General features: G+C 59.5%; 28 protein-coding genes. 11 read left to right on the forward strand and 17 right to left on the reverse strand.

Annotated features, from left to right (window positions below):
- Positions 1-84: 84 nt before the first annotated feature.
- From hisC to GIV26_RS00325, 10 genes are all read right to left on the reverse strand, one after another.
- Positions 85-1,137: a histidinol-phosphate transaminase gene (gene hisC, locus GIV26_RS00280; RefSeq protein ID WP_236279303.1), complete on the reverse strand. Its 1,053-nt coding sequence runs from the start codon at positions 1,135-1,137 to the stop codon at positions 85-87.
- Between the two features lie 3 nt (positions 1,138-1,140).
- Positions 1,141-2,457, reverse strand: coding sequence for a histidinol dehydrogenase (gene hisD, locus GIV26_RS00285; protein WP_034126316.1), 1,317 nt, complete (start codon positions 2,455-2,457; stop codon positions 1,141-1,143).
- Positions 2,458-2,585: 128 nt separating this feature from the next.
- Complete coding sequence (gene hisG, locus GIV26_RS00290; RefSeq protein ID WP_003188599.1) at positions 2,586-3,221, reverse strand: ATP phosphoribosyltransferase; 636 nt, start codon at positions 3,219-3,221, stop codon at positions 2,586-2,588.
- A gap of 211 nt (positions 3,222-3,432) precedes the next feature.
- A complete protein-coding gene (gene murA / locus GIV26_RS00295; protein ID WP_034126315.1) occupies positions 3,433-4,698 on the reverse strand; it encodes a UDP-N-acetylglucosamine 1-carboxyvinyltransferase in 1,266 nt (421 codons plus the stop codon).
- Positions 4,699-4,721: 23 nt separating this feature from the next.
- Positions 4,722-4,961, reverse strand: a complete 240-nt coding sequence (locus GIV26_RS00300; protein WP_003188597.1) for a BolA family protein — start codon at positions 4,959-4,961, stop codon at positions 4,722-4,724.
- A 114-nt stretch (positions 4,962-5,075) separates the two neighbouring features.
- Positions 5,076-5,381: an STAS domain-containing protein gene (locus tag GIV26_RS00305; protein WP_003188596.1), complete on the reverse strand. Its 306-nt coding sequence runs from the start codon at positions 5,379-5,381 to the stop codon at positions 5,076-5,078.
- Positions 5,378-6,025: an MlaC/ttg2D family ABC transporter substrate-binding protein gene (locus GIV26_RS00310; protein WP_236279304.1), complete on the reverse strand. Its 648-nt coding sequence runs from the start codon at positions 6,023-6,025 to the stop codon at positions 5,378-5,380. Before GIV26_RS00310 ends, GIV26_RS00305 begins: the two co-directional genes overlap by 4 nt.
- Positions 6,026-6,036: 11 nt before the next feature.
- Positions 6,037-6,504 carry an outer membrane lipid asymmetry maintenance protein MlaD gene (gene mlaD, locus GIV26_RS00315; protein WP_003188593.1) on the reverse strand — a complete coding sequence of 156 codons (468 nt, stop codon included), beginning with the start codon at positions 6,502-6,504 and terminating at the stop codon, positions 6,037-6,039.
- The gene (mlaE, locus tag GIV26_RS00320; protein WP_003188592.1) at positions 6,504-7,301 is read right to left on the reverse strand and encodes a lipid asymmetry maintenance ABC transporter permease subunit MlaE; all 798 of its coding nucleotides are present in this window, start codon (positions 7,299-7,301) and stop codon (positions 6,504-6,506) included. Before mlaE ends, mlaD begins: the two co-directional genes overlap by 1 nt.
- The gene (locus GIV26_RS00325) at positions 7,301-8,110 is read right to left on the reverse strand and encodes an ATP-binding cassette domain-containing protein (protein WP_003188590.1); all 810 of its coding nucleotides are present in this window, start codon (positions 8,108-8,110) and stop codon (positions 7,301-7,303) included. The genes mlaE and GIV26_RS00325 overlap by 1 nt, the downstream gene beginning before the upstream one ends.
- Before the next feature lie 310 nt (positions 8,111-8,420).
- On the opposite strand from GIV26_RS00325, the gene GIV26_RS00330 reads away from it, so the two are divergent.
- The 10 genes from GIV26_RS00330 (at position 8,421) to GIV26_RS00375 (ending at position 15,429) form a co-directional block, all read left to right on the forward strand.
- Complete coding sequence (locus tag GIV26_RS00330; protein WP_034126314.1) at positions 8,421-9,395, forward strand: KpsF/GutQ family sugar-phosphate isomerase; 975 nt, start codon at positions 8,421-8,423, stop codon at positions 9,393-9,395.
- Positions 9,396-9,920 carry a KdsC family phosphatase gene (locus tag GIV26_RS00335; protein ID WP_236279305.1) on the forward strand — a complete coding sequence of 175 codons (525 nt, stop codon included), beginning with the start codon at positions 9,396-9,398 and terminating at the stop codon, positions 9,918-9,920.
- Positions 9,921-9,928: 8 nt separating this feature from the next.
- Entirely contained in the window at positions 9,929-10,501 is a 573-nt protein-coding gene (gene lptC / locus GIV26_RS00340; RefSeq protein ID WP_014716937.1) for an LPS export ABC transporter periplasmic protein LptC, read from the forward strand.
- Entirely contained in the window at positions 10,488-11,021 is a 534-nt protein-coding gene (gene lptA / locus GIV26_RS00345; RefSeq protein ID WP_032893554.1) for a lipopolysaccharide transport periplasmic protein LptA, read from the forward strand. The genes lptC and lptA overlap by 14 nt, the downstream gene beginning before the upstream one ends.
- Complete coding sequence (gene lptB / locus GIV26_RS00350; protein ID WP_003188582.1) at positions 11,021-11,746, forward strand: LPS export ABC transporter ATP-binding protein; 726 nt, start codon at positions 11,021-11,023, stop codon at positions 11,744-11,746. Before lptA ends, lptB begins: the two co-directional genes overlap by 1 nt.
- A gap of 184 nt (positions 11,747-11,930) precedes the next feature.
- On the forward strand, positions 11,931-13,424 hold the full coding sequence (locus GIV26_RS00355) for an RNA polymerase factor sigma-54 (protein ID WP_236279306.1): 1,494 nt from the start codon (positions 11,931-11,933) through the stop codon (positions 13,422-13,424).
- Positions 13,425-13,499: 75 nt separating this feature from the next.
- Positions 13,500-13,805, forward strand: a complete 306-nt coding sequence (gene hpf, locus GIV26_RS00360) for a ribosome hibernation-promoting factor, HPF/YfiA family (protein WP_003171804.1) — start codon at positions 13,500-13,502, stop codon at positions 13,803-13,805.
- Positions 13,806-13,815: 10 nt separating this feature from the next.
- On the forward strand, positions 13,816-14,280 hold the full coding sequence (gene ptsN, locus GIV26_RS00365; protein WP_034126311.1) for a PTS IIA-like nitrogen regulatory protein PtsN: 465 nt from the start codon (positions 13,816-13,818) through the stop codon (positions 14,278-14,280).
- Between the two features lie 2 nt (positions 14,281-14,282).
- On the forward strand, positions 14,283-15,140 hold the full coding sequence (gene rapZ / locus GIV26_RS00370) for an RNase adapter RapZ (protein WP_034126310.1): 858 nt from the start codon (positions 14,283-14,285) through the stop codon (positions 15,138-15,140).
- A gap of 16 nt (positions 15,141-15,156) precedes the next feature.
- On the forward strand, positions 15,157-15,429 hold the full coding sequence (locus GIV26_RS00375) for an HPr family phosphocarrier protein (RefSeq protein ID WP_014716931.1): 273 nt from the start codon (positions 15,157-15,159) through the stop codon (positions 15,427-15,429).
- 113 nt (positions 15,430-15,542) lie between these two features.
- On the opposite strand, the gene GIV26_RS00380 is transcribed toward GIV26_RS00375, so the two are convergent.
- The 6 genes from GIV26_RS00380 to pmbA form a co-directional block, all read right to left on the reverse strand.
- Positions 15,543-16,436 carry a ZIP family metal transporter gene (locus tag GIV26_RS00380; RefSeq protein ID WP_236279307.1) on the reverse strand — a complete coding sequence of 298 codons (894 nt, stop codon included), beginning with the start codon at positions 16,434-16,436 and terminating at the stop codon, positions 15,543-15,545.
- Between the two features lie 32 nt (positions 16,437-16,468).
- Positions 16,469-17,080: a superoxide dismutase gene (locus tag GIV26_RS00385; RefSeq protein ID WP_034126308.1), complete on the reverse strand. Its 612-nt coding sequence runs from the start codon at positions 17,078-17,080 to the stop codon at positions 16,469-16,471.
- A gap of 1 nt (position 17,081) precedes the next feature.
- The gene (locus tag GIV26_RS00390) at positions 17,082-17,510 is read right to left on the reverse strand and encodes a hypothetical protein (RefSeq protein ID WP_034126307.1); all 429 of its coding nucleotides are present in this window, start codon (positions 17,508-17,510) and stop codon (positions 17,082-17,084) included.
- 27 nt (positions 17,511-17,537) lie between these two features.
- Positions 17,538-18,914: a class II fumarate hydratase gene (locus GIV26_RS00395; RefSeq protein WP_034126306.1), complete on the reverse strand. Its 1,377-nt coding sequence runs from the start codon at positions 18,912-18,914 to the stop codon at positions 17,538-17,540.
- Positions 18,907-19,302: a hypothetical protein gene (locus GIV26_RS00400; RefSeq protein WP_003188570.1), complete on the reverse strand. Its 396-nt coding sequence runs from the start codon at positions 19,300-19,302 to the stop codon at positions 18,907-18,909. Before GIV26_RS00400 ends, GIV26_RS00395 begins: the two co-directional genes overlap by 8 nt.
- Positions 19,303-19,449: 147 nt before the next feature.
- The gene (gene pmbA, locus GIV26_RS00405; RefSeq protein ID WP_034126305.1) at positions 19,450-20,796 is read right to left on the reverse strand and encodes a metalloprotease PmbA; all 1,347 of its coding nucleotides are present in this window, start codon (positions 20,794-20,796) and stop codon (positions 19,450-19,452) included.
- Between the two features lie 108 nt (positions 20,797-20,904).
- Between pmbA and yjgA the strand changes: the two genes are divergently transcribed.
- Complete coding sequence (gene yjgA, locus GIV26_RS00410) at positions 20,905-21,426, forward strand: ribosome biogenesis factor YjgA (RefSeq protein WP_003188568.1); 522 nt, start codon at positions 20,905-20,907, stop codon at positions 21,424-21,426.
- 45 nt (positions 21,427-21,471) lie between these two features.
- Here the strand turns inward: yjgA and tldD are convergent, their stop codons facing one another.
- A complete protein-coding gene (gene tldD / locus GIV26_RS00415; protein WP_034126304.1) occupies positions 21,472-22,914 on the reverse strand; it encodes a metalloprotease TldD in 1,443 nt (480 codons plus the stop codon).
- Between the last annotated feature and the right edge of the window lie 14 nt (positions 22,915-22,928).

A 22,928-nucleotide genomic window follows, 5' to 3' on the forward strand; every position in this document is an offset into this window, starting at 1 on the left:
GACGGTGTATCAAACGACAGATAGGTCGACTGTTACACCGTCATCGCAGGCAAGCCAGCTCCCACATTTGATTTTCAGCGTCTGTCAGAGCTCGCCGAGCCCATCGATCAGCGCCTGGTTCTGCTCCGGTGTCCCGATGCTGATGCGCAGGAACTGAGCAATCCGCTCCTGCTTGAAGTGCCGCACGATCACCCCTTGCTCACGCAACTTGGCGGCCAGCCCTGCAGCGTCATGCCGCGGGCGACGCGCAAAGATGAAGTTCGCTGCCGACGGCAATACCTCAAACCCCTTGCCCTGCAATTGCGCGACGACCTGGTTGCGGCTGTCGATCACCCACTGGCAGGTCTTCTCGAAGTATTCACGGTCGTCAAACGCGGCCGCCGCGCCAACAATCGCCAACCGATCCAACGGGTAGGAGTTGAAGCTGTTCTTGACCCGCTCCAGCGCTTCGATCAGGTCTGGGTGACCCACGGCCAGGCCCACACGCAAACCGGCCAGTGAGCGTGATTTGGACAGGGTCTGTGTCACCAGCAGGTTCGGGTAACGGTCGACCAGGCTGATGGCAGTTTCGCCACCGAAGTCGATATAGGCTTCATCGACCACCACCACCGAATCCGGGCTGGCCTTGAGGATCTGCTCCACCGCGTCCAGCCCCAGTACGCACCCGGTGGGCGCGTTAGGGTTGGGGAAGATGATCCCGCCGTTGGGCCTGGCATAGTCAGTGGCCCGAATCTGGAACTGTTCGTCCAGTGGCACCGAGTCGAACGTGATGCCGTACAGGCCGCAGTACACCGGGTAGAAGCTGTAGCTGATGTCCGGGAACAGCAGCGGCAGATCGTGCTGGAACAGACCATGGAAGATGTGCGCCAAGACTTCGTCGGAACCGTTGCCGAGGAACACCTTGCCGGCATCGATCCCGTAATACCTGGCCACGGCCTGCTTGAGCAGGTCGCTGTTGGGGTCCGGGTACAGGCGCAAGTTGTCGTTCAACTCGGCCTGCATTGCCGCCAGCGCCTTGGGCGATGGGCCGTAGGGGTTTTCGTTGGTGTTGAGCTTGACCAGCTTGGTCAGCTTCGGTTGCTCACCGGGTACGTAAGGCACCAGGTCTTTGACGAAAGGGCTCCAGAATTTGCTCATGCCTTACTCTCCCTTGACGATGCGGTATTCAGCGCTGCGTGCGTGCGCGCTGAGGGATTCACCACGGGCCAGCACCGAGGCGGTCTTGCCCAGTTCGGAAGCGCCTTGTGGCGAGCAGAAGATAATCGACGAGCGCTTCTGGAAGTCGTACACCCCCAGCGGCGACGAGAAACGCGCAGTACCGGAGGTTGGCAACACGTGATTGGGGCCGGCGCAATAGTCACCCAGGGCTTCGCTGGTGTGACGGCCCATGAAGATCGCCCCAGCGTGACGGATCGATGGCAACCAGGCCTGTGGGTCCGCTACGGACAGCTCAAGGTGCTCCGGTGCGATGCGATTGGCCACTTCAATGGCCTGCTCCATGTCACTCACCAGAATCAGCGCACCACGGCCGTTGATCGACTTCTCGATGATCTCGGCACGCTCCATGGTCGGCAGCAGCTTATTGATGCTGGCGGCGACCTTGTCGAGGAACTCGGCATCGGGGCTGACCAGGATCGCCTGGGCGTCTTCATCGTGCTCCGCCTGGGAGAACAGGTCCATGGCGATCCAGTCCGGGTCGGTCTGGCCGTCACACACCACGAGGATTTCGGAAGGACCGGCAATCATGTCGATACCGACCTGGCCGAACACATGGCGTTTGGCGGTGGCGACGTAGATATTGCCGGGGCCGACCACTTTGTCGACCTTCGGCACGCTTTCGGTGCCATAGGCCAGCGCTGCAACGGCCTGGGCGCCACCGATGGTGAACACACGGTCCACACCGGCGATGCAGGCGGCAGCCAGCACCAGCTCGTTGATTTCGCCACGCGGGGTCGGCACCACCATGACCACTTCGGTCACACCTGCGACTTTGGCCGGGATCGCATTCATCAACACCGACGATGGATACGACGCCTTACCGCCCGGCACGTACAGACCGGCGCGGTCCAGCGGCGTGACCTTCTGGCCCAGCACAGTGCCGTCGGCCTCGGTGTAGCTCCAGGAGTCCTGCTTCTGCTTTTCGTGATAGCTGCGTACCCGCGCCGCAGCGACTTCGAGGGCTTCGCGCTGCGGTGCGGTGATGCGCGTCAGCGCCAGCTCCAGGCGTTCACGCGGCAGGATCAGGTCAGCCATGGACTGCACGTCCAAGCCGTCGAACTGGCGGGTGAAGTCCACCAGCGCTGCATCACCGCGCTCACGCACGGCCTTGATGATGTCGAGCACCCGCTGGTTGACCGAGTCGTCGGACACGCTTTCCCAGCTCAGCAGATGATCCAGATGATGGGCGAAATCCGGGTCGGCAGCGTTGAGTCGGGCAATTGCAGTGGACGTGGTCATAGCGAGGGCCTCAATAGAATTGGCAAAAACTCAGGCGCCCTAAACTAGCAGTCGTTTCCGCTTGGGCACCTGAGAATTCTGGCTATGAGGCGGATAGACGGGCGTAGCTCTTCAGCTACGCGGGGGAGTCAACCGCGGTGTCGAGACTCCACTGCCTTGCGCAGGGTGTCGATCAACGCCTGGATACGGGCGTGCTGCATCTTCATCGATGCTTTGTTGACGATCAGGCGGGAGCTGATGTCAGCGATAAAATCCTGGGGCTCCAAACCGTTGGCGCGCAGGGTGTTGCCGGTGTCGACCACGTCGATGATCTTGTCAGCCAGGCCGATCAGCGGTGCCAGCTCCATGGAGCCGTAGAGCTTGATGATATCGACCTGACGGCCCTGTTCGGCGTAATAGCGCTTGGCAACGTTGACGAACTTGGTGGCGACCCGCAGGCGGCCCTTGGGTTCGACATCACCGACGCGGCCGGCGGTCATCAGCTTGCACAGTGCGATGCGCAGGTCCAGGGGCTCGTACAGGCCCTGGCCGCCGTATTCCATCAGCACGTCCTTGCCGGCAACACCCAGGTCGGCGGCGCCATGTTCAACGTAGGTCGGCACGTCGGTAGCCCGCACGATCAGCAGGCGCACGTCGTCCTGGGTCGTGGGGATGATCAGCTTGCGGCTCTTGTCCGGATTCTCGGTCGGCACGATGCCCGCTTCAGCCAGAAGCGGCAACGTGTCGTCAAGGATGCGGCCCTTGGACAGTGCGATGGTCAACATGGGAAATGTCAGTCCTTCATCAGGCTATTGCTGTCCGGTCGCAAACGGCGCCAGACACAGATCGAGGCCATGACAGCCTCGATTTGAAACAAACCAGTCAACAACAAACTGTGGCGAGGGAGCTTGCTCCCGCTGAGACGCGAAGCGGCCCTCGAAGAGCGGGACTGCTACGCAGTCCAGCGGGAGCAAACTCCCTCGCCACAAACAGGGACTAGCCCGGTACGCGGCGAATCTTCGCGCCGAGCATCTGCAGTTTCTCTTCGATGCACTCGTAACCACGGTCTATGTGGTAGATGCGGTCGATCAGGGTGTCACCTTCGGCGCACAGTGCCGAGATTACCAGGCTGGCCGAGGCACGCAGGTCGGTTGCCATTACTGGCGCGCCCTTGAGCTTGTCGATCCCGGTGACGATGGCGGTGTTGCCTTCGACCTGGATCTTGGCGCCCATGCGGTGCAGTTCATACACGTGCATGAAGCGGTTTTCGAAGATGGTCTCGATCACGGCACCGGTGCCTTCGGCAATCGCGTTCAAGGAGATGAACTGCGCTTGCATGTCGGTCGGGAACGCCGGGTACGGAGCGGTACGCACGTTGACGGCTTTTGGCCGCTTGCCGTGCATGTTCAGCTCGATCCAGTCTTCGCCGGTGGTGATCTCTGCGCCGGCTTCCTTGAGTTTTTCCAGGACGGCTTCCAGGATGGTCGGATCGGTGTCCTTGACCTTCACACGGCCACCTGTCACGGCAGCGGCAACCAGGTAGGTACCGGTCTCGATGCGGTCAGGCATGACTTTGTAGGTGGCGGTGTGCAGACGCTCTACACCATCAATAGTGATGGTGTCGGTGCCAGCACCGGAAACCTTCGCGCCCATGGCGTTGAGGAAGTTGGCCAGGTCGACCACTTCCGGCTCGCGTGCGGCGTTCTGCAACACGCTGCGACCGTTGGCCAGGGCAGCGGCCATCATGATGTTCTCGGTACCGGTGACGCTGACGGTATCAAAGAAGAAGTTCGCGCCGCGCAGGCCGCCTTCCGGCGCCTTGGCCTTGATGTAGCCGCCTTCGACGTCGATGACTGCGCCCATGGCCTCAAGGCCACGGATGTGCAGGTCGACCGGACGCGAACCAATGGCGCAACCGCCAGGCAAGGCTACTTCGGCTTCGCCGAAACGGGCAACCATGGGGCCCAGCACCAGGATCGACGCACGCATGGTTTTCACCAGTTCGTACGGAGCGACTAGGGTCTTGATGGTGCGTGGGTCGATTTCGACGGCCAGCTTCTCGTCGATCACCGGCTCAATGCCCATGCGACCGAACAACTCGATCATGGTGGTGATGTCGTGCAGGTGCGGCAGGTTGGCCACAGTCACCGGGCCATCGCACAGCAGGGTCGCTGCCAGGATCGGCAAGGCGGAGTTTTTCGCACCGGAAATGCGAATCTCGCCATCAAGGCGGGCACCGCCGGTAATAATCAATTTATCCATAAGAATCTCGACGCCTTGGGGGCTCAGGTGCGCTCGGCCCAGGCCGCGCGGCTGAAAAATTTCATAGTGACCGCATGGATGCTGCCATCGGTGATCCATGGGTTCAAATGGGCATAGATCTGCTGCTGACGCTTGACCGGGCTCAATGCCGCCAGTTCATCGCTAATCACGTTCAGCTGGAAATTGCAGCCTTCGCCTTCGACTTCTACAGTCGTTTCAGGCAGCTTTCCTTCAAGGAAGCTCTTAACTTCTAGGGCCTGCATGCTCAACCTCTATCGGCGCCCAGTGCGCACGGGTCGCACATCATACAAAAAAGCCCCGCGCCTGCGAACCCCGCATAGCAGGACTCTGACGGGGGGCTTCTTTAATAATGTGTATCAGGGATGCGCCAGCAGCTCGGTCAAACCGGAAACTTCGGCAATTTCGCGCATGTCTTCTGGTAACGCACGGATGCTTACCGGCTTTTTCGCCGCCTCGGCATCACGCATGAAGCACAGCAACAACGACAGGCCGACGCTGCTGGACTTGGTCACCGCCGAGCAATCAAGCACCAGCTCTGGCGCCTTGCTGGCCTTGATCAGCGCCTGGCCCTGCTTGCGCAGGTCAGGCCCGGTGCGGTAATCCAGCACGCCGCTGAGGAACAGCTCGCCGGCGTCGCCGATACGAACAGCCGACTCGGTCATTGCGCAGGCTTCCCGGCAGCTTTATCGGTTTCTTCCTTGGCCTTGGCCACTTCACCGGCCCAACCATTGATGGTCTTGTCCAGATCGTTGCCATTGCGCTGCATCGCGTCGGCGAACTGATCACGGAACAGCTTGCCGATGTTGATACCGTTGATGATCACGTTACGCAGCTTCCACTCACCGTTGATCTTCGTCAGGGTGTAGGACACAGGGTACACGGCGCCATTGCTGCCGGAGACTTTCATCCCGACTTCGGCACGGCCGCCCGACTCGTCCTTGGGCGCATCAACGATAATGCCCTGGTTGTTGTATTCCAGCAGAGCGTTACCGTAGAACTGGAACAGCCCCTTCTTGAAGTTTTCCTGGAACGTCTGCATTTGCGCAGGCGTAGCTTTGCGCGAATATTTGACCGTCATGATGCTTTTGGAGATGCCTTCAGCATCGACCACAGGGCCAACGATCGTGTTGAGCGCGTTGTAGAACCTGGAAGGGTCTTGCTTGTACTGTTCTTTATTAGCCTTGAGGTCAGCCAGCATTTTGCTGGTGGTGTCCTGTACCAAATCGTGGGCAGAACCTGCCGCGTTGGCCATCATCGGCAATGCTGCAAGCAGTACCAGCAGGCCACGTCGCAAGGTAGAGATCATGAACAGATTCCTCATTTAGCGTCTTTATTGACCGTATTGAGCAAAAATTTCCCGATCAGGTCTTCGAGCACCAGCGACGACTGTGTGTCGTGGATGGTCGAACCATCCTTGAGCAGGGCTGTTTCCCCACCCACGCTGACCCCGATGTACTTTTCGCCCAGCAAACCCGCAGTGAGGATAGATGCCGTGGAGTCAGTTGGCAGATTATCTACCTTCTTGTCCAGTTGCATCGTCACCCGACCGGTAAAGCTGTCGCGATCCAGATCGATTGCCGTGACCTTGCCGATGGTGACACCGGCCATGGTCACTTTGGATCTGACCGTCAAACCGGCGATATTGTCGAAGTACGCGTAAAGTTTATAGGTATCGGCGGTAGGGCTGGCCGAAAGGCCGCTGACTCGCAGGGCCAGCAACAGTAAAGCCAGGATGCCAGCCAGCAAGAAAAGGCCGACACCGATTTCCACAGTGCGGTTTTGCATCAGAAATCTCCAAACATCAAGGCGGTCAAAATGAAGTCAAGGCCCAGTACCGCCAACGAGGCGTATACAACGGTCTTGGTAGTGGCACGGCTGATCCCCTCTGAAGTGGGCTCACAGTCATAGCCTTGGAATACGGCAATCCAGGTCACCACAAAGGCAAAGACGATGCTCTTTATGATGCCGTTGAGCACGTCACCGGTGAAGGTCACGCTGTTTTGCATGTTGGCCCAGTAGGAGCCGTCGTAGACGCCCAGCCAGTCAACCGCCACCCACGAACCACCCCAGATACCCACCACGCTGAAGATCATTGCCAGCAGTGGCAGGGAAATGAAGCCGGCCCACAGGCGCGGGGCAACAATGTACTTGAGCGGGTCCACGCCGATCATTTCCAGGCTGGACAGCTGCTCAGTGGATTTCATATTGCCGATTTCAGCGGTCAGCGCCGAACCTGCACGCCCCGCGAACAACAAGGCGGTAACCACCGGGCCAAGCTCACGCAACAGGGTCAGGGCCACCATCTGCCCTACCGCCTGCTCCGAGCCGTAGCTGGACAGGATATTGAAACCCTGCAGCGCCAGCACCATGCCGATGAATACGCCGGAGACCACGATGATCACCAGGGACATCACCCCCACCGAGTGCAGCTGCTTGACCAGCAGGCCAAAGCCGCCGCCGATACCGCCGCGCCCCAGCAAGGCGTGAAACAGGAAAATGGTCGAACGCCCCAGCACTTCGACGATGTCGATGCCCGAGCGACCGAAAAGGCGAACCTTCTCGATAAGAGATGTCTTGCGCATCAGCGCTTCCCCAGAAGATCTGAGCGGTAGTCCGCTGCCGGAAAGTGAAAAGGCACCGGGCCATCGGGGTTGCCGGTCATGAATTGGCGAATGCGCGGGTTATCGGCGTTCATCAACTCTTCAGGCGTACCCTGCCCCAGCACCTGACCATCACCCACTACATACAGGTAGTCGGCGATGCTCGCGGTTTCGGCCAGGTCGTGGGAAACCACGATGCTGGTGATCCCCAATGCATCGTTGAGCAGACGGATCAGGCGCACCAACACGCCCATGGCGATCGGGTCCTGACCCACGAATGGCTCGTCATACATGAGGATCTGTGGGTCGAGGGCAATCGCCCTCGCCAGGGCGACACGGCGCTTCATGCCGCCGGACAACTCGTCCGGCATCAGGTCGATGGCGCCGCGAAGCCCTACGGCCTGCAGTTTCAACAACACGATGTCACGAATCATCTCATCGGACAGCTGGGTGTGCACCCGCAGCGGGAAGGCTACGTTTTCGAACACATCGAGGTCGGTGAACAGCGCGCCGCTCTGGAACAGCACGCCCATATGCTTGCGCGCATCGAACAGATCGCTACGCGACAGCGTTGGCAGGTTCTGGCCGTTGACCCACACTTCCCCGGCACTGGGGCGCAATTGCATGCCCATCAGGCGCAACAGGGTGGTCTTGCCGCAACCGGAGGGCCCCATGATGCCCGTGACCTTGCCGCGAGGAATGCGAATATCGACGTTATTGAAGATGCTGCGCGTACCGCGCTTGAAGGTAAGACCCTTCAGCTCGACCGCGTAGGCGTTATCGGCACTCATCTAATCTCCTTGGGATGCAGCCTTTCACTCAGACACCATGTGTGCGACTTTGGTTTTCAACAGATGCGCAATAGTTGAGCACATGGGTTGGGCGGACCGAACTGGCGGCGAACTATATCACTGCTGGTACAGAGCCCCCAAGGCCGGAACAGCGCTGGTTCAGATTTGAGACAGGGAAAAAACGTTGCTTGCTATGTTACCGACGGTGGTTTTCAGTTATCCCGCGCACAAAGCCTGACGAACTTGCGTGAGGGAATTGATCATTACCGCTATAATCGCCGACTTTTCGTCAGGCTATACGATTTCAGACATGAGCCAATCCAGCGACCTTATTCAATCCGCACAACGCACCATACGCCTTGAGCTTGAAGCCGTAGAGGGCTTGCTGGCGCATATCGACGCGGATTTCGTGCGCGCCTGCGAGATGATTCTGGCCAGCAAGGGCCGCGTTGTGGTGGTCGGCATGGGCAAGTCCGGCCACATTGGCAACAAGATCGCAGCGACCTTGGCGAGCACCGGGACCACCGCGTTTTTCGTGCACCCGGCCGAAGCCAGCCACGGCGACATGGGCATGATCACCAAGGACGACGTGATCCTCGCCCTGTCCAACTCCGGTACTACCAACGAAATCGTGACCCTGCTGCCGCTGATCAAGCGCCTGGGCATCCAGATGATCAGCCTCACTGGCAACCCTGAGTCAACGCTGGCCAAGGCCGCCGACGTCAACCTGAACGTGCACGTAGCCCATGAGGCCTGCCCGCTGAACCTGGCGCCCACCTCCTCCACTACCGCCGCGCTGGTAATGGGCGATGCCCTCGCGGTGGCACTGCTGGAGGCCCGCGGGTTTACGGCCGAGGACTTCGCATTTTCCCATCCGGGTGGCGCACTGGGCCGTCGCCTGCTGCTGAAAGTGGAAAATGTCATGCATCGCGGCGCCGAGCTGCCGAGCGTTCCACGCGGCACCCTGCTCAGGGATGCGCTGATGGAAATGACCCGCAAGGGCTTGGGCATGACTGCCATCGTCGAAACCGATGGCCGACTGGCAGGGATATTCACCGACGGTGACCTGCGTCGCACCCTGGACCGCACCATTGATATCCATACCGCGACCATCGACGCAGTGATGACCCCTCACGGTAAGACCGCGCGCGCCGAAATGCTCGCGGCCGAAGCGTTGAAAATCATGGAAGATCACCGCATAGGCGCTCTTATCGTGGTCGACGACGATGACCGGCCGATCGGGGCCCTTAACCTTGGCGACTTGCTGCGCGCAGGAGTGATGTAAATGAACAGCGACCTGTTGCAACGCGGTAAAGACATCAAGCTGGCGATTTTCGACGTTGACGGCGTGCTGACCGATGGCCGCCTGTACTTCCTCGAAGACGGCAGCGAATTCAAGACCTTCAACACCCTCGACGGCCAAGGCATCAAGATGCTGATGGCAACGGGCGTGCAAACCGCAATTATCAGCGGTCGAAAAACACCGGTTGTGGAACGCCGTGCACAAAACCTCGGTATTCCTCACCTGTATCAGGGCCGCGAGGATAAACTGGTGGTGCTGGACGAGCTTCTTGGCCAACTCAACCTAAGCTATGAACAAGTCGCCTATCTGGGCGACGACCTGCCAGACCTGCCGGTGATTCGCCGGGTGGGCCTGGGCATGGCCGTCGCAAATGCCGCGGCGTTTGTCCGCGAACACGCCCATGGCATCACCACCGCCCGTGGCGGCGAGGGTGCCGCCCGCGAGTTCTGCGAGTTGATCCTGCGTGCCCAAGGCAGTCTTGAAGCGGCCCACGCCGCCTACCTATAGAGCGTTATATGCTGAGTAAAAAGATTCGCAACTTCCTGTTATTCGGGGTCATCGCCGCGCTGCTCCTGGCGGTGGGCTACTGGAATATCAGCCCGGAGCGCTTTCTCGACAAGCCTGTTGCACAGGTTGACGAAGGCCTTATCGACTATTACGCCACCAATGCCTACAGCATTCAGTATCTGCCCGACGGCAAGGTGCAGTATGAGATGACATCGGACAAGGTCGAGCACTTGAAGGCTTCCGAAGTCAGCCTGCTGACGAATCCGGACCTGAACCTGTATCGCGGCACCGAATTTCCCTGGCACGTGACCAGCAAGCGTGGCGAAGTCAACCCTGACGGCACCGAAGTTGAACTGATCGACTCGGTTCGCGTCGCACGTACAGACGCGCAGAACCGCGACACCATCATTACCAGCAGTCGCATGACCGTATTCCCACAGAAGCAATATGCGCAGACCGAGCAAGACGTTAGAATCGACGGCGCTGGCGGTGTATCGACTGGCAAGGGAATGAAAGCGTATTTGAAAGAAAGCAGGATACACCTGCTATCGAACGTAAGAGGACAGTATGAGGCTCGTTAAAACTCTCCCTATTTTGCTCGGTCTGGGCGCAGCACTGGGAAGCGTGAGCGCCTGGGCTCTGCCGAACGATAGCCAGCAACCGATCCACATCTCGGCTGACGATGCGCAGCTCGATGACAAGCAAGGTGTCGCCACTTACACCGGCGGCGTGATCATCACCCAAGGCTCGATGAAGATTACCGGCAACACGGTGACCCTGACTCGTACCAAGACCGGCGATATCGATGTGGTGACTTCGGTCGGCAACCTGGCTTATTTCGAGCAGAAGCAGTCCGCTACCGATACAGGCCCCATGAAAGGCTACGGCAAGACTATCCAGTATCACGCCCAGCAGAACCGCATCGTACTGATTGACCAGGCCAAGGTGCTGAGCCCGGACGGCAACTCCACGGAAGGTGAAAAAATCACCTATGACACCGTGAAGCAGATCGCTAACGCCGGTCGCGCCAACGGCAACAAGGTCACCGCACCCCGCCCACGCATCGACATGGTTATCCAGCCGAAGAAGAAGGCCGAGTAATGGCAACCCTGAAAGCCCAGCATCTGGCCAAGGCCTATAAAAGCCGCCAGGTGGTACGCGACGTCAGCCTGTCGATCGACAGCGGCCAGATCGTCGGCCTGCTCGGCCCTAACGGTGCCGGCAAAACCACCTGCTTCTATATGATCGTCGGGCTGGTCCAGGCGGACCAGGGTCGCGTATTGATCGACGACCTGGACGTCAGCCACCAACCCATGCACGGTCGTGCACGGGCAGGTATCGGCTATCTTCCGCAGGAGGCGTCGATCTTCCGCAAACTGTCGGTAGCCGACAACATCATGGCGATCCTCGAGACCCGCAAGGAACTCGATCGCGATGGCCGCCGCCAGGAGCTGGAAAGCCTGCTGCAGGAATTCCACATCAACCATATTCGCGACAACCTCGGCATGAGCTTGTCCGGTGGTGAACGTCGTCGCGTGGAAATCGCCCGCGCCCTGGCGACCGCGCCGAAATTCATCCTGCTGGATGAGCCCTTCGCAGGTGTCGACCCGATTTCGGTAGGTGACATCAAGCAGATCATCCATCACCTCAAGGCCAAGGGCATTGGTGTGCTGATCACCGACCACAACGTGCGCGAGACCCTTGATATCTGTGAAACCGCTTATATCGTCAATGATGGCCAGCTAATTGCCGAAGGCGATGCCGAAACCATCCTGGCCAACGAGCTGGTGAAGGAAGTGTACCTGGGTCACGAGTTCCGCCTGTAAACACAGGGGTATCGCGCTCTTACCTGAAGCGCGCGGGAGTCAATGGAAACCTCGGTTTTTTTATTGTTACCGCGCTCTAGGCAAAGGCCCCGAGATCAGGCATATAATTTGCTTATGTTTGGCGCTCACGCGCCCTGTCGTGGATGGCGCATTGCGCCGGCGAATAAGGTGTTAAGCCCCTGCCATGAAACCATCGCTAGTCCTGAGAATGGGCCAGCAGCTGACGATGACACCGCAGCTGCAACAGGCCATCCGCCTGCTCCAATTGTCGACCCTGGACCTGCAACAGGAAATCCAGGAGGCCCTGGAGTCCAATCCGATGCTCGAACGCCAGGAAGAAGGCGACGACTTCGATAACGCAGATCCTCTGGCCGATAACATCGAGCAAAAACCCAATTCCGACGTGCAGGAACCCTCCTATCAGGAAACCGCCCCGACGGTGGACAACCTGGAGGAAGGCGACTGGAATGAACGCATTCCCAACGAGCTTCCCGTGGACACCGCCTGGGAAGACGTCTACCAGACCAGCGCCAGCAGCCTGCCAAGCAGCGATGATGACGAGTGGGATTTCACTACCCGCACGTCGGCGGGGGAGAGCCTGCAGAGCCACTTGCTGTGGCAACTGAACCTGGCGCCGATGTCCGATACCGATCGCCTGATAGCGGTCACCCTGATCGATTGCATCAATAACCAGGGTTACCTGGACGAAACCCTCGACGAGATCCTCGAGGCCTTCGACCCGGAACTGGATATCGAACTGGACGAAATCGAAGCCGTCCTGCACCGCATCCAGCAATTCGAGCCCGCAGGCATCGGCGCACGTACACTCAGCGAGTGCCTGTTACTGCAACTGCGTCAGTTGCCTACCAAGACGCCATGGCTCACCGAAGCGCAACGCTTGGTCAGTGACTACATCGACCTGTTGGGTAGTCGCGACTACAGTCAACTGATGCGCCGTATGAAGCTCAAGGAAGATGACTTGCGCCAGGTCATCGAGCTGGTGCAAAGCCTCAACCCGCGTCCAGGCTCGCAGATCGAGTCCAGCGAAGCCGAATATGTGGTGCCCGACGTCATTGTGCGCAAGGACAACGAACGCTGGCTGGTGGAGCTGAACCAGGAGTCAGTACCGCGCCTGCGGGTCAACCCGCAATACGCAGGTTTTGTGCGCCGCGCCGACACCAGCGCCGATAACACCTTCATGCGCAACCAGTTGCAGGAAGCGCGGTGGTTCATCAAGAGCCTGCAAAGCCGCAACGAAACCCTGATGAAAGTCGCAACCCAGATCGTCGAACACCAGCGCGGTTTCCTGGAGTACGGCGACGAGGCCATGAAGCCTCTCGTGCTGCACGACATCGCCGAAGCCGTCGGCATGCATGAATCGACGATTTCCCGGGTTACCACGCAGAAATTCATGCATACCCCACGGGGTATTTATGAGCTGAAATACTTTTTCTCCAGCCACGTCAGCACCTCTGAAGGCGGTGAATGCTCGTCCACGGCGATCCGCGCGATCATCAAAAAACTGGTTGCCGCTGAAAATCAGAAAAAGCCGTTGAGTGACAGCAAGATCGCTGGTTTACTGGAGGCACAAGGCATTCAGGTCGCCCGTCGAACCGTCGCCAAGTACCGCGAGTCCCTAGGGATCGCGCCTTCCAGCGAGCGTAAGCGTTTGATGTGACGGGCGGGCCACAGCGTTCCAGTGGTGGGTATTCCTGCCCACCGCTTTATGCACTGGCAACGAAGGAGAAGCTGTATGCAAGTCAACATCAGTGGACACCAGCTGGAAGTCACCAAGCCCCTGCGTGAATACACCGAGAGCAAACTGAACAAGCTTGCGGGGCATTTTGACAAGATCACCAACGTGCAGGTCATCATGGAGGTCGATAAGCTCAAGCAGAAAATCGAGGCCACCCTGCACGTACCGAATGCCAAGCTCGTCGCCAATGCGGAACATGAAGATATGTACGCGGCCATTGACTCCCTCTACGACAAGCTCGACCGCCAACTCATAAAGCATAAGGAAAAGAATCTGCACCTGATGCAAGGTACAGGTCGTTAACTCTCCCCCCATGATCCGACTTGAAAACATCCTGACCCCCGGCCGTTCCCTCGTGAACGTGCCGGGCGGCAGTAAAAAGCGCGCCCTCGAACAAATTGCCAACCTGATCGCCCGGGAAATTCCGGATCTGGAGATGCAAGATGTCTTCGAAGCTCTGATTGCCCGTGAAAAACTCGGCTCCACCGGTTTTGGTAACGGCATCGCGATCCCTCACTGCCGCCTCAAAGGTTGTGATAAACCTGTGAGCGCGCTGATGCACTTGGACGCTCCGATTGATTTCGACGCCATCGACGGCGCCCCGGTCGACCTGCTGTTTGTGCTGCTGGTCCCGGAAGCCGCCACCGATGCGCACCTGGAACTGCTACGGCAGATCGCCAGCATGTTGGACCGCAAGGATGTACGCGACAAACTGCGCAGCGCCTCCAGCAATGAAGCGTTGTACCAAGTTGTCCTGGATGAACAAAACGGGCAGTAATCATGCGTTTGATCATCGTCAGCGGTCGCTCCGGCTCGGGTAAGAGCACCGCCCTCAATGTGCTTGAGGACAACGGCTTCTATTGCATCGACAACCTGCCCGCCGGCCTGCTGCCAGAGCTGGCGGAACGCGCACTGATCCATACCGAATTGGCGCAGCCGCTGGTGGCGGTCTCGATTGATGCGCGCAACCTGCCTAGCCACCTCTCGCGGTTCCCGGAACTGTTGGAAGAAGTGCGTGCCAAGCACATTCATTGCGATGTGCTGTACCTGGATGCCGACGAAGAGACCCTGCTCAAGCGTTTCTCCGAAACCCGTCGACGCCACCCCCTCAGCAGCGCCAACCGTTCCCTGGCCGAAGCCATCGAGGACGAGACCAAGCTGCTCGGGCCGATCATTGACCTGGCCGACCTGAAGATCAACACCACCAACCTGAACCTGTATCAGTTGCGCGACGCGATCAAGCTGCGCCTGCTGAACCAGCCTGAGCCGGGCACAGCGTTTCTGGTCGAGTCGTTTGGCTTCAAGCGGGGCATGCCGGTAGATGCCGACCTTGTGTTCGATGTGCGCTGCCTGCCCAACCCTTACTGGAAACCGGAGTTACGCGACCAGTCCGGGCTGGATCAGCCCGTGATCGACTACCTGGCCGCACAACCGGACGTAGAAGAGATGTTCCTGGATATCTCCAGCTACCTGCTCAAATGGTTGCCGCGCTTTGCCGCCAGCAATCGAGCCTATGTCACCATTGCCATTGGCTGCACTGGCGGCCACCACCGCTCGGTCTATCTGACTGAGCGCCTGGGCCAGGTGCTGCAACAAACCCTCAAGAACGTCCAGGTTCGCCACCGCGACCTGAGTTGAAAGGAACACCTGCGCGATGCCTGCTCTGGAAATTGAAATCATCAACAAGCTGGGCTTGCACGCCCGGGCGTCGGCTAAATTCGTCGGCGTGGCCGGCCAGTTCCCCTGCCAGATCCGTGCTGGGCGTACGCCAGAGTCCATGGTCGATGGCAAAAGCATCATGGCGATGATGATGTTGGCGGCCGGCAAAGGCACCAAAATCCATCTGCGCACAGAAGGCGAGCAAGAAGACGAAGCAATGGCCGCACTGGTCGCGTTGATCAACAACTACTTCGACGAAGGCGAATAACCCCCTTATGTAGGAGCGAGCTTGCTGGCGAAACGTCAACGATAACGCGGGCATCCTGGTTTAACGCAGTGTTCTCAGGTTTTTCGCGAGCAAGCTCGCTCCTACAGCCCCCCTCAACCCAACGCCGTATCCATCACCATCATTAGGCAAAACCCGATGCACAGCCCAAGGCTGGCGAGCTTTTCATGGCCATTGCGGCGCGATTCGGGGATGACTTCATGAGTCACTACCAGCAACATTGCCCCGGCGGCCAGCGCCAAACCCAGCGGCAACAACACTTCGGCAAGGCTCACCAGCCATGCGCAGAGCACCGCAAATACCGGTTCAACCAAGCCCGATGCAGCGCCAATCAGGAAGGCTTTGATCCGCGACATTCCGGCCCCAGCCAATACCAGTGCGATCACCAGCCCTTCAGGGACATCCTGCAGGGCAATGCCCATGGCGAGGCTGTCGGCATCCGCCATGCCTCCGCCCGCAGAAACACCTACAGCCATGCCTTCCGGGATATTGTGCGCAATGATCGCAAATACGAATAACCAGATACGCGGCGGGATAACCGGTTTATCCGGTGTACCCACCAGCATTTCCGGGCTGGCGCCAGAAACCTTGCGATCTACGAGGTACAGGCCGAACGCCCCGAGCATGATGCCGAAGCTGATCAAGCCACCGGCACCCCAAGGTGAAAGCCCCAGGCTTTCAGCGGCGGCGATACCCGGCACGACCAGGGAAAAAGCGGTCGCCGCCAGCATCACACCGGCACCAAAGCCCAGCAAGGTATCGCTCAGCGCCATCGGCATGCGCCGAATCACCAACACCGGCACCGCGCCCAGCGCCGTGCCCAGCGCGCAGATCGCTCCACCCTGCAAAGCGCGCAGGATGCGCGCCTCCAGGTTCAACCAGGCCAGCCCATGGGCCACCAATAACGCAGTACCTGCCAATAGCAGCAGCGTGCCAAACGCATAACGAAACATTCGTACGCTACCGATCGCCAGTGTTTGAGTGCCCATAGTCGGCCTTAGATCTTGTTATGGAGTGAGTGTCAGGCCAAGGCCGCCTGATACCGCGCGGCAACTTCCGGCCAGTTGATGACGCTGTAAAATGCATTGATGTACTCAGGTCGTCGGTTTTGATATTGCAAGTAGTAGGCGTGCTCCCAAACGTCCAGGCCCAGGACCGGTGTATTGCCGCTCATCAGCGGGCTGTCCTGGTTGCCGCTGCTTTCCACCACCAGCGTTTTCTGTGGCGTGACACTCAACCAGGCCCAGCCGCTACCGAAACGCGTCAACGCCGCCTTGGTGAAGGCCTCCTTGAAGCTGTCGAAACCACCCAATTGCTCGTCGATAGCCTTGCCCAGGGCGCCCTCGGGTTTGCCGCCCCCTGTCGGTGACATGACCGCCCAGAACAACGAGTGGTTCGCATGCCCGCCTCCTTGGTTGACCACGGCAGCGCGTAATTTCTCCGGCAATGTTTCGACGCTGGACACCAGCTTCTCCACGGGCCAGCCGGCGAACTCAGTGCCCTCGACCGCGGCATTGAGGTTATTGATGTAGGTCTGGTGGTGTTTGGTGTAGTGAATTTCCATGGTTTGCGCGTCGATATGCGGCTCGAGGGCATCGTAGGCGTAAGGCAAGGCCGGCAAGGTATAGGTCATATCAATGTGCTCCATAATGGGACGTGGACGGTGGCGTCGCAGCACTTCCCAGCAGCCGATGAGTGCGTGGGTATTCGCCGTGATCGCTGATGAAATTCAGCAGCTCGACGTAGGTCTTGCTGCTCTGGCGCAACGCGGCCTCGCGCAGTGACGGGCTGAGGCGTGGGTCCTGCATGGTCTGCAAGAGGCGCTGATGGATAGCGCAGAGGTATTCGGCGCTTTCCTCAGGCTGGTTCAGGCGCAAGTGCAGGTCCGCCAGGTTGTGATGGGAAATGACACAGGCCGCCACTGCTTCGTCAGCATCCGCCCAGCGTTCGAACAACACTTGGGCCAGGGCCAGGGCTTGCAGATAGGCCTCGCGAGCGTCAACCAACTCACCCGCCATAAAGCAGCGATTGGCCCGTTCGATCGTGCGTTTCCAGTGCTCCATGGTGAGCCTCCAAAGCAGGGTCGTTGATTACACGCCGCCGGCGGTGAGCTTTTCCGGGTCCAGCAGGACTTCCAGTTGGCTGCGAGGCAGGTCGGTGTGTTCGAGGGCGACATCGATCACCGGGCGGCCTTGCTGATACGCCTTCTTGGCGATTTCAGCGGCTTTCTGGTAGCCGATGATCGGGTTAAGTGCGGTGACCAGGATCGGATTGCGCGACAGCGCTTCCTTGAGCTTGGGTTCGTTGACCTTGAAGCTGGCAATGGCCTTGTCCGCCAGCAACCGGCTGGCATTGGCCAGCAACTCCAGGCTGCTGAGCAGGTTTTGGGCAATGATCGGCAGCATCACATTCAGCTCGAAATTGCCCGACTGACCGGCCACCGTGATCACTGTGTCATTGCCGATGACCTGGGCGGCCACCATGGCGGTCGCTTCCGGGATGACCGGGTTGACCTTGCCCGGCATGATCGACGAGCCCGGCTGCAGCGCCTCCAGTTCGATTTCACCCAGGCCGGCCAATGGCCCGGAGTTCATCCAGCGCAGGTCATTGGCGATCTTCATCAGCGACACCGCCGAGGCTTTCAACTGGCCAGAGACTGCAACGGCGGTGTCCTGGGAGCCAATCAGCGCAAACAGGTTCTTGCCGGGTGTGAACTTCACTCCGGTCAACAGGCTCAGTTGCTGGCTGAAACGCCCGGCAAACTCGGGGTGTGCGTTAATCCCGGTACCGACCGCCGTGCCGCCCTGAGCCAATGCTTGCAGCGCCGGAAGCAGGTCCTGCAAGTGGCCGATATTGGCCTTGAGCTGCTGCGCCCAGCCGTTCAGCACCTGACTCATGCGCACCGGCATGGCGTCCATCAAATGCGTGCGGCCGGTCTTGATGAACGGGTGAACCGCCTCGGCTTTTTGCTCGATGACCTGCACCAGATGCAGCAGGGCCGGCAACGTTTGCTCGTGCAGCACCAACGCAGCACTGACGTGAATGGTGGTGGGGATGATGTCGTTGCTGCTCTGGCCGCAATTCACATGATCGTTGGGGTTGACCGCCTCGCCCAGCAAACGGCTGGCAAGGGTCGCGATCACTTCATTGGCGTTCATGTTGGAGCTGGTGCCGGAGCCGGTCTGGAAGATATCCACGGGGAAGTGCTGCATGTAGTCGCCTTCCAGCAAGCCTTGGGCAGCATCGACAATAGCCTTGCCCTGCCCTTCGCTGATTTGCTTGAGGTCGACGTTGACCTTGGCCGCGGCTGTCTTGGCCAGGATCAGCGCGCGGATGAATTGCGCCGGCATGGGTTGATGACTGATCGGAAAGTTGTTCACCGCACGCTGTGTTTGTGCGCCATACAAAGCTTCTTGCGGCACATGCAGTTCGCCCATGCTGTCGCGTTCGATACGGGTGTTACTCATCATTAGATCCTTGCACCAAGTCAGAAACGGAAATCGAAGGCAGTAATTCGCAGCTCGCCAATTGCCAGGCAAAGGTCTGCCAGCGCTTGAGGCGGCAGGCACAGTGGGAGAGTTTTTCCAGGTCGCGCAGTGGTCGCCAGGCCTGGTCCAGGCACAGGGAGCGCCAATGCCAGGGCAAGGCGACATCAGCGGCGGTGTCGATCAACAAACGAAATGAGGTTTCAGCGATGGTCCACGGATGGGTTGCGGTGCAACACGCCAGGTATCGACCTTCGTTCAGGTAATGCTCAATCAGGCGGGGTTCATTGGGATCCAGGCCACAGCGAATCTGGCGGCTCATCCAACGCCAGCTTTCCAGATAGGGATCCTCATGCAAGACAGAACTCATGAGACACACTCATTCGGTAATGATATTTATTATTAAATGATATTGAGAATCAAAACAAGAGTAGCCCATTAATCCTGTCAAAAGAGGCGCAATAAAAAAGGCGCGCCATCTTTGCGATGGCGCGCCTTTCAGAACGTGCGGGAGGAATTAGCTGCCAGCGACCGTCATGCGTTCGATCAGCACCGAACCCGTGCGAATATTGCTGCGCAGTTCCAGGTCGTTACCCACGGCAACGATCTGCTTGAACATATCGCGCATATTGCCGGCGATGGTCACTTCCTGGACGGCGAACTGAATCTCGCCATTCTCCACCCAGAAGCCCGCCGCACCACGCGAGTAGTCACCGGTGACCATGTTCAGGCCATGGCCCATCAATTCAGTCACCAGCAACCCGCGCCCCATCCGCCGCAACAACGCCGCCTGGTCTTCATCACCGTGGGTCACGAACAGGTTATGCACACCGCCCGCGTTAGCGGTGCTTGGCAGGCCCAGCTTGCGACCGGCATAAGTGCCCAGCACATAGGACACCAGCTCACCCTTCTCGACAAACGGCTTGGCATAGGTCGCCAGGCCATCGCCGTCGAACGACGAACTGCCCATCGCGCGCATCAGATGCGGGCGCTCGTCAATGGTCAGCCACTCAGGGAACAGTTTCTGACCGATGGCGCCTTCCAGGAACGAAGACTTGCGATACAGGTTGCCACCGGAAATCGCGCCCAGGAAGCTGCCGAATAAACCACCGGCCAGCTCTGCGGAAAACAGCACAGGCACTTCGCAGGTCGGCACCGGGCGCGCGCCCAGGCGGCTCGCGGCCCGTTGCGCCGCACGCTGCCCAATGCTTGCAGGGTCTGCCAGTAAATCGCCTTGGCGGTTTACGTCGTACCAGTAATCACGCTGCATCTGCCCATTGGCTTCGGCAATCATCACGCAACTGAGGCTGTGACGCGTGGAGGCATAACCACCGATAAAGCCATGGCTGTTGCCGTAGACGCGGCAACCCTGATGGGTGCTCAAGGTGGTGCCGTCCGCATTCTTGATGCGGGCATCGGCATCGAACGCTGCCGCTTCGCAGGTCAGCGCCAGCTCGATGGCTTGCTCAGGGGTGATATCCCAGGCATGGAACAGGTCGAAATCCTGCACATCCTTGGCCATCAGCGCCTTGTCGGCCAGGCCCGAGCTTTCATCCTCGGAGGTGTGCTTGGCAATCGCCAGTGCTGCGGCGACGGTCTCGCGAATCGCCTCCGGCCCACTGGCCGAGGTGCTGGCCGAACCTTTGCGCTGGCCCGCATACAAGGTGATGCCAAACCCTTGGTCGCGATTGAATTCAACCGTTTCCACTTCACGCTGGCGCACCGAAGTCGACAACCCTTGCTCCAGCGACACCGCCACTTCACAGGCGCTGGCCCCCTGGCGCTTGGCTTCGGCAAGGATCTGCTCGACTTGTTCCTGCAGTGCCGGTAACGCTTGTGGACCGACGCTTTGGGCTGCACTCATGGTTTTCTCCACTCAAATTCTGCTTTCGGTAATGGCCATCGAGCGACCGGGCCGGACAAGCGGCCCCCGACTGGTTATCATGGCGGCGTTTCTTTGCGGACTGCCACCATGGTTGATTCTTACGACGACTCCCTCGATGGGGAGAAAAGCAAAACCCAGGTCAAACGTGAGCTGCATGCTCTGGTTGACCTTGGCGAGCGCCTTACAACGCTCAAAAAGGATTTGGTTGCCAAACTGCCACTGACCGACGAAATGCGTCGGGCCCTGGCCGATGCGCCCAAGCACACCGCGAATATCGCGCGTAAACGGCACATCTCGTTTATCGGCAAACTGATGCGCGACCAAGACATTGACGCCATTCTGACTTTGCTCGATCAAACCGATGCCTCCACTCGCCAGTACAACGAACGCTTCCACAACCTGGAACGTTGGCGTGACCGCCTGATCTCGGGCGATGACGCGGTGCTGGAGAAATTCGTACTGGACTACCCGGACGCGGACCGCCAGCAATTGCGCTCCCTGATCCGTCAGGCCCAGCACGAGCTGGCGCATAACAAGGCGCCGGCCACCAGCCGTAAAATCTTCAAGTACATCCGTGAGCTGGACGAGACTCAACGCGGTCTGCGCTGATCCTCTTCCCCGGGTGGCGGTCTTCGCCACCCGAAGCTCCGGCTCCTACGATCCCGTGCCACCCACGGTAATCGCATCAATTTTCAAAGTTGGCTGGCCGACACCTACCGGCACCGACTGCCCATCCTTGCCGCACGTGCCCACGCCGCTGTCCAGCGACAGGTCGTTACCGACCATCGATACCTTGCTCATGGCTTCCGGCCCGTTACCAATCAGCGTCGCCCCTTTGACCGGCGCGGTAATCTTGCCGTCTTCGATCAGGTACGCCTCGCTGGTGGAGAACACGAACTTGCCGCTGGTGATATCCACCTGGCCGCCGCCGAGGTTGGCGCAGTAGATACCGCGTTTTACCGAGGCAATGATTTCTGCCGGATCGCTTTGACCACCGAGCATGTAGGTGTTGGTCATGCGCGGCATCGGTAGATGCGCATAGGACTCACGACGACCGTTACCGGTGCGCGCCACGCCCATCAGGCGGGCGTTGAGCTTGTCTTGCATGTAGCCCTTGAGCACGCCGTTCTCGATCAGGGTGGTGCATTCGGTCGGCGTGCCTTCGTCATCGACGCTCAGCGAACCACGGCGGCCGGCCAGGGTGCCGTCATCGACAATGGTGCACAGCTTGGACGCAACCATTTCGCCCATGCGCCCGCTGTAGGCGGAACTGCCCTTGCGGTTGAAATCGCCTTCCAGGCCATGGCCCACGGCTTCGTGGAGCAACACGCCAGACCAACCCGAACCCAGCACCACCGGCAAGGTGCCGGCCGGCGCGGGAATCGCTTCCAGGTTGACCAATGCCTGGCGCAGCGCCTCACGGGCATAGCCCATGGCACGGTCGTCAGCAAGGAAATAACGGTAGTCGGTGCGCCCACCGCCGCCATGTCCGCCGCGCTCGCGGCGCCCGTTCTGTTCGACGATCACACTCACATTGAAACGCACCAGCGGCCGTACATCCGCCGCCAGCCCACCGTCGGTGGACGCCACGAGGATGCGCTCCCACACGCCAGCCATGCTCACGGTCACTTGCTGGATACGCGGGTCCAAGGCACGGGTAGCAGCGTCGATACGCTTGAGCAGCTCGACCTTTTCCGCACGACTGATCACTTCCAACGGGTTATCCGGCGCATACAACTGCGCCACGTCCTGGGTACTGAACGCCTGCACCGTGCCATTCTGCCCGGCACGGGAGATCGAACGGGCGGCACGCGCCGCCAGGCCCAGGGCCTCCAGGGTGATCGCATTGCTGTAGGCAAATCCGGTCTTCTCACCCGATTGCGCGCGAACGCCTACGCCCTGGTCAAGGTTGAAACTGCCTTCCTTGACGATCCCATCTTCCAACGCCCAGGACTCGGAAATCTGCCCCTGGAAATACAGGTCAGCCGCATCGATACCCGGCCCGGCCAGATCGCCGAGCACGGCTTGCAGGCTTTCGATGGTCACGCCACCGGGTGCCAGGAGGTGATCACTGACTGAGGACAACAACTCGCTCATAGGTTTGGCCTTAA

The sequence above is a fragment of the Pseudomonas sp. PA-1-3F genome (assembly GCF_021609665.1).
GTDB classification, from domain to species: domain Bacteria; phylum Pseudomonadota; class Gammaproteobacteria; order Pseudomonadales; family Pseudomonadaceae; genus Aquipseudomonas; species Aquipseudomonas paracarnis.

Excerpts from the sequence above, each read along its gene's own strand:
- hisC (WP_236279303.1), bottom strand. The coding sequence starts at position 1,137 with ATGAGCAAATTCTGGAGCCCTTTCGTCAAAGACCTGGTGCCTTACGTA.
- hisD (WP_034126316.1), bottom strand. The coding sequence starts at position 2,457 with ATGACCACGTCCACTGCAATTGCCCGACTCAACGCTGCCGACCCGGAT.
- hisG (WP_003188599.1), bottom strand. The coding sequence starts at position 3,221 with ATGTTGACCATCGCACTGTCCAAGGGCCGCATCCTTGACGACACGTTG.
- murA (WP_034126315.1), bottom strand. The coding sequence starts at position 4,698 with ATGGATAAATTGATTATTACCGGCGGTGCCCGCCTTGATGGCGAGATT.
- GIV26_RS00300 (WP_003188597.1), bottom strand. The coding sequence starts at position 4,961 with ATGCAGGCCCTAGAAGTTAAGAGCTTCCTTGAAGGAAAGCTGCCTGAA.
- GIV26_RS00305 (WP_003188596.1), bottom strand. The coding sequence starts at position 5,381 with ATGACCGAGTCGGCTGTTCGTATCGGCGACGCCGGCGAGCTGTTCCTC.
- GIV26_RS00310 (WP_236279304.1), bottom strand. The coding sequence starts at position 6,025 with ATGATCTCTACCTTGCGACGTGGCCTGCTGGTACTGCTTGCAGCATTG.
- mlaD (WP_003188593.1), bottom strand. The coding sequence starts at position 6,504 with ATGCAAAACCGCACTGTGGAAATCGGTGTCGGCCTTTTCTTGCTGGCT.
- mlaE (WP_003188592.1), bottom strand. The coding sequence starts at position 7,301 with ATGCGCAAGACATCTCTTATCGAGAAGGTTCGCCTTTTCGGTCGCTCG.
- GIV26_RS00325 (WP_003188590.1), bottom strand. The coding sequence starts at position 8,110 with ATGAGTGCCGATAACGCCTACGCGGTCGAGCTGAAGGGTCTTACCTTC.
- GIV26_RS00330 (WP_034126314.1), top strand. The coding sequence starts at position 8,421 with ATGAGCCAATCCAGCGACCTTATTCAATCCGCACAACGCACCATACGC.
- GIV26_RS00335 (WP_236279305.1), top strand. The coding sequence starts at position 9,396 with ATGAACAGCGACCTGTTGCAACGCGGTAAAGACATCAAGCTGGCGATT.
- lptC (WP_014716937.1), top strand. The coding sequence starts at position 9,929 with ATGCTGAGTAAAAAGATTCGCAACTTCCTGTTATTCGGGGTCATCGCC.
- lptA (WP_032893554.1), top strand. The coding sequence starts at position 10,488 with ATGAGGCTCGTTAAAACTCTCCCTATTTTGCTCGGTCTGGGCGCAGCA.
- lptB (WP_003188582.1), top strand. The coding sequence starts at position 11,021 with ATGGCAACCCTGAAAGCCCAGCATCTGGCCAAGGCCTATAAAAGCCGC.
- GIV26_RS00355 (WP_236279306.1), top strand. The coding sequence starts at position 11,931 with ATGAAACCATCGCTAGTCCTGAGAATGGGCCAGCAGCTGACGATGACA.
- hpf (WP_003171804.1), top strand. The coding sequence starts at position 13,500 with ATGCAAGTCAACATCAGTGGACACCAGCTGGAAGTCACCAAGCCCCTG.
- ptsN (WP_034126311.1), top strand. The coding sequence starts at position 13,816 with ATGATCCGACTTGAAAACATCCTGACCCCCGGCCGTTCCCTCGTGAAC.
- rapZ (WP_034126310.1), top strand. The coding sequence starts at position 14,283 with ATGCGTTTGATCATCGTCAGCGGTCGCTCCGGCTCGGGTAAGAGCACC.
- GIV26_RS00375 (WP_014716931.1), top strand. The coding sequence starts at position 15,157 with ATGCCTGCTCTGGAAATTGAAATCATCAACAAGCTGGGCTTGCACGCC.
- GIV26_RS00380 (WP_236279307.1), bottom strand. The coding sequence starts at position 16,436 with ATGGGCACTCAAACACTGGCGATCGGTAGCGTACGAATGTTTCGTTAT.
- GIV26_RS00385 (WP_034126308.1), bottom strand. The coding sequence starts at position 17,080 with ATGACCTATACCTTGCCGGCCTTGCCTTACGCCTACGATGCCCTCGAG.
- GIV26_RS00390 (WP_034126307.1), bottom strand. The coding sequence starts at position 17,510 with ATGGAGCACTGGAAACGCACGATCGAACGGGCCAATCGCTGCTTTATG.
- GIV26_RS00395 (WP_034126306.1), bottom strand. The coding sequence starts at position 18,914 with ATGAGTAACACCCGTATCGAACGCGACAGCATGGGCGAACTGCATGTG.
- GIV26_RS00400 (WP_003188570.1), bottom strand. The coding sequence starts at position 19,302 with ATGAGTTCTGTCTTGCATGAGGATCCCTATCTGGAAAGCTGGCGTTGG.
- pmbA (WP_034126305.1), bottom strand. The coding sequence starts at position 20,796 with ATGAGTGCAGCCCAAAGCGTCGGTCCACAAGCGTTACCGGCACTGCAG.
- yjgA (WP_003188568.1), top strand. The coding sequence starts at position 20,905 with ATGGTTGATTCTTACGACGACTCCCTCGATGGGGAGAAAAGCAAAACC.
- tldD (WP_034126304.1), bottom strand. The coding sequence starts at position 22,914 with ATGAGCGAGTTGTTGTCCTCAGTCAGTGATCACCTCCTGGCACCCGGT.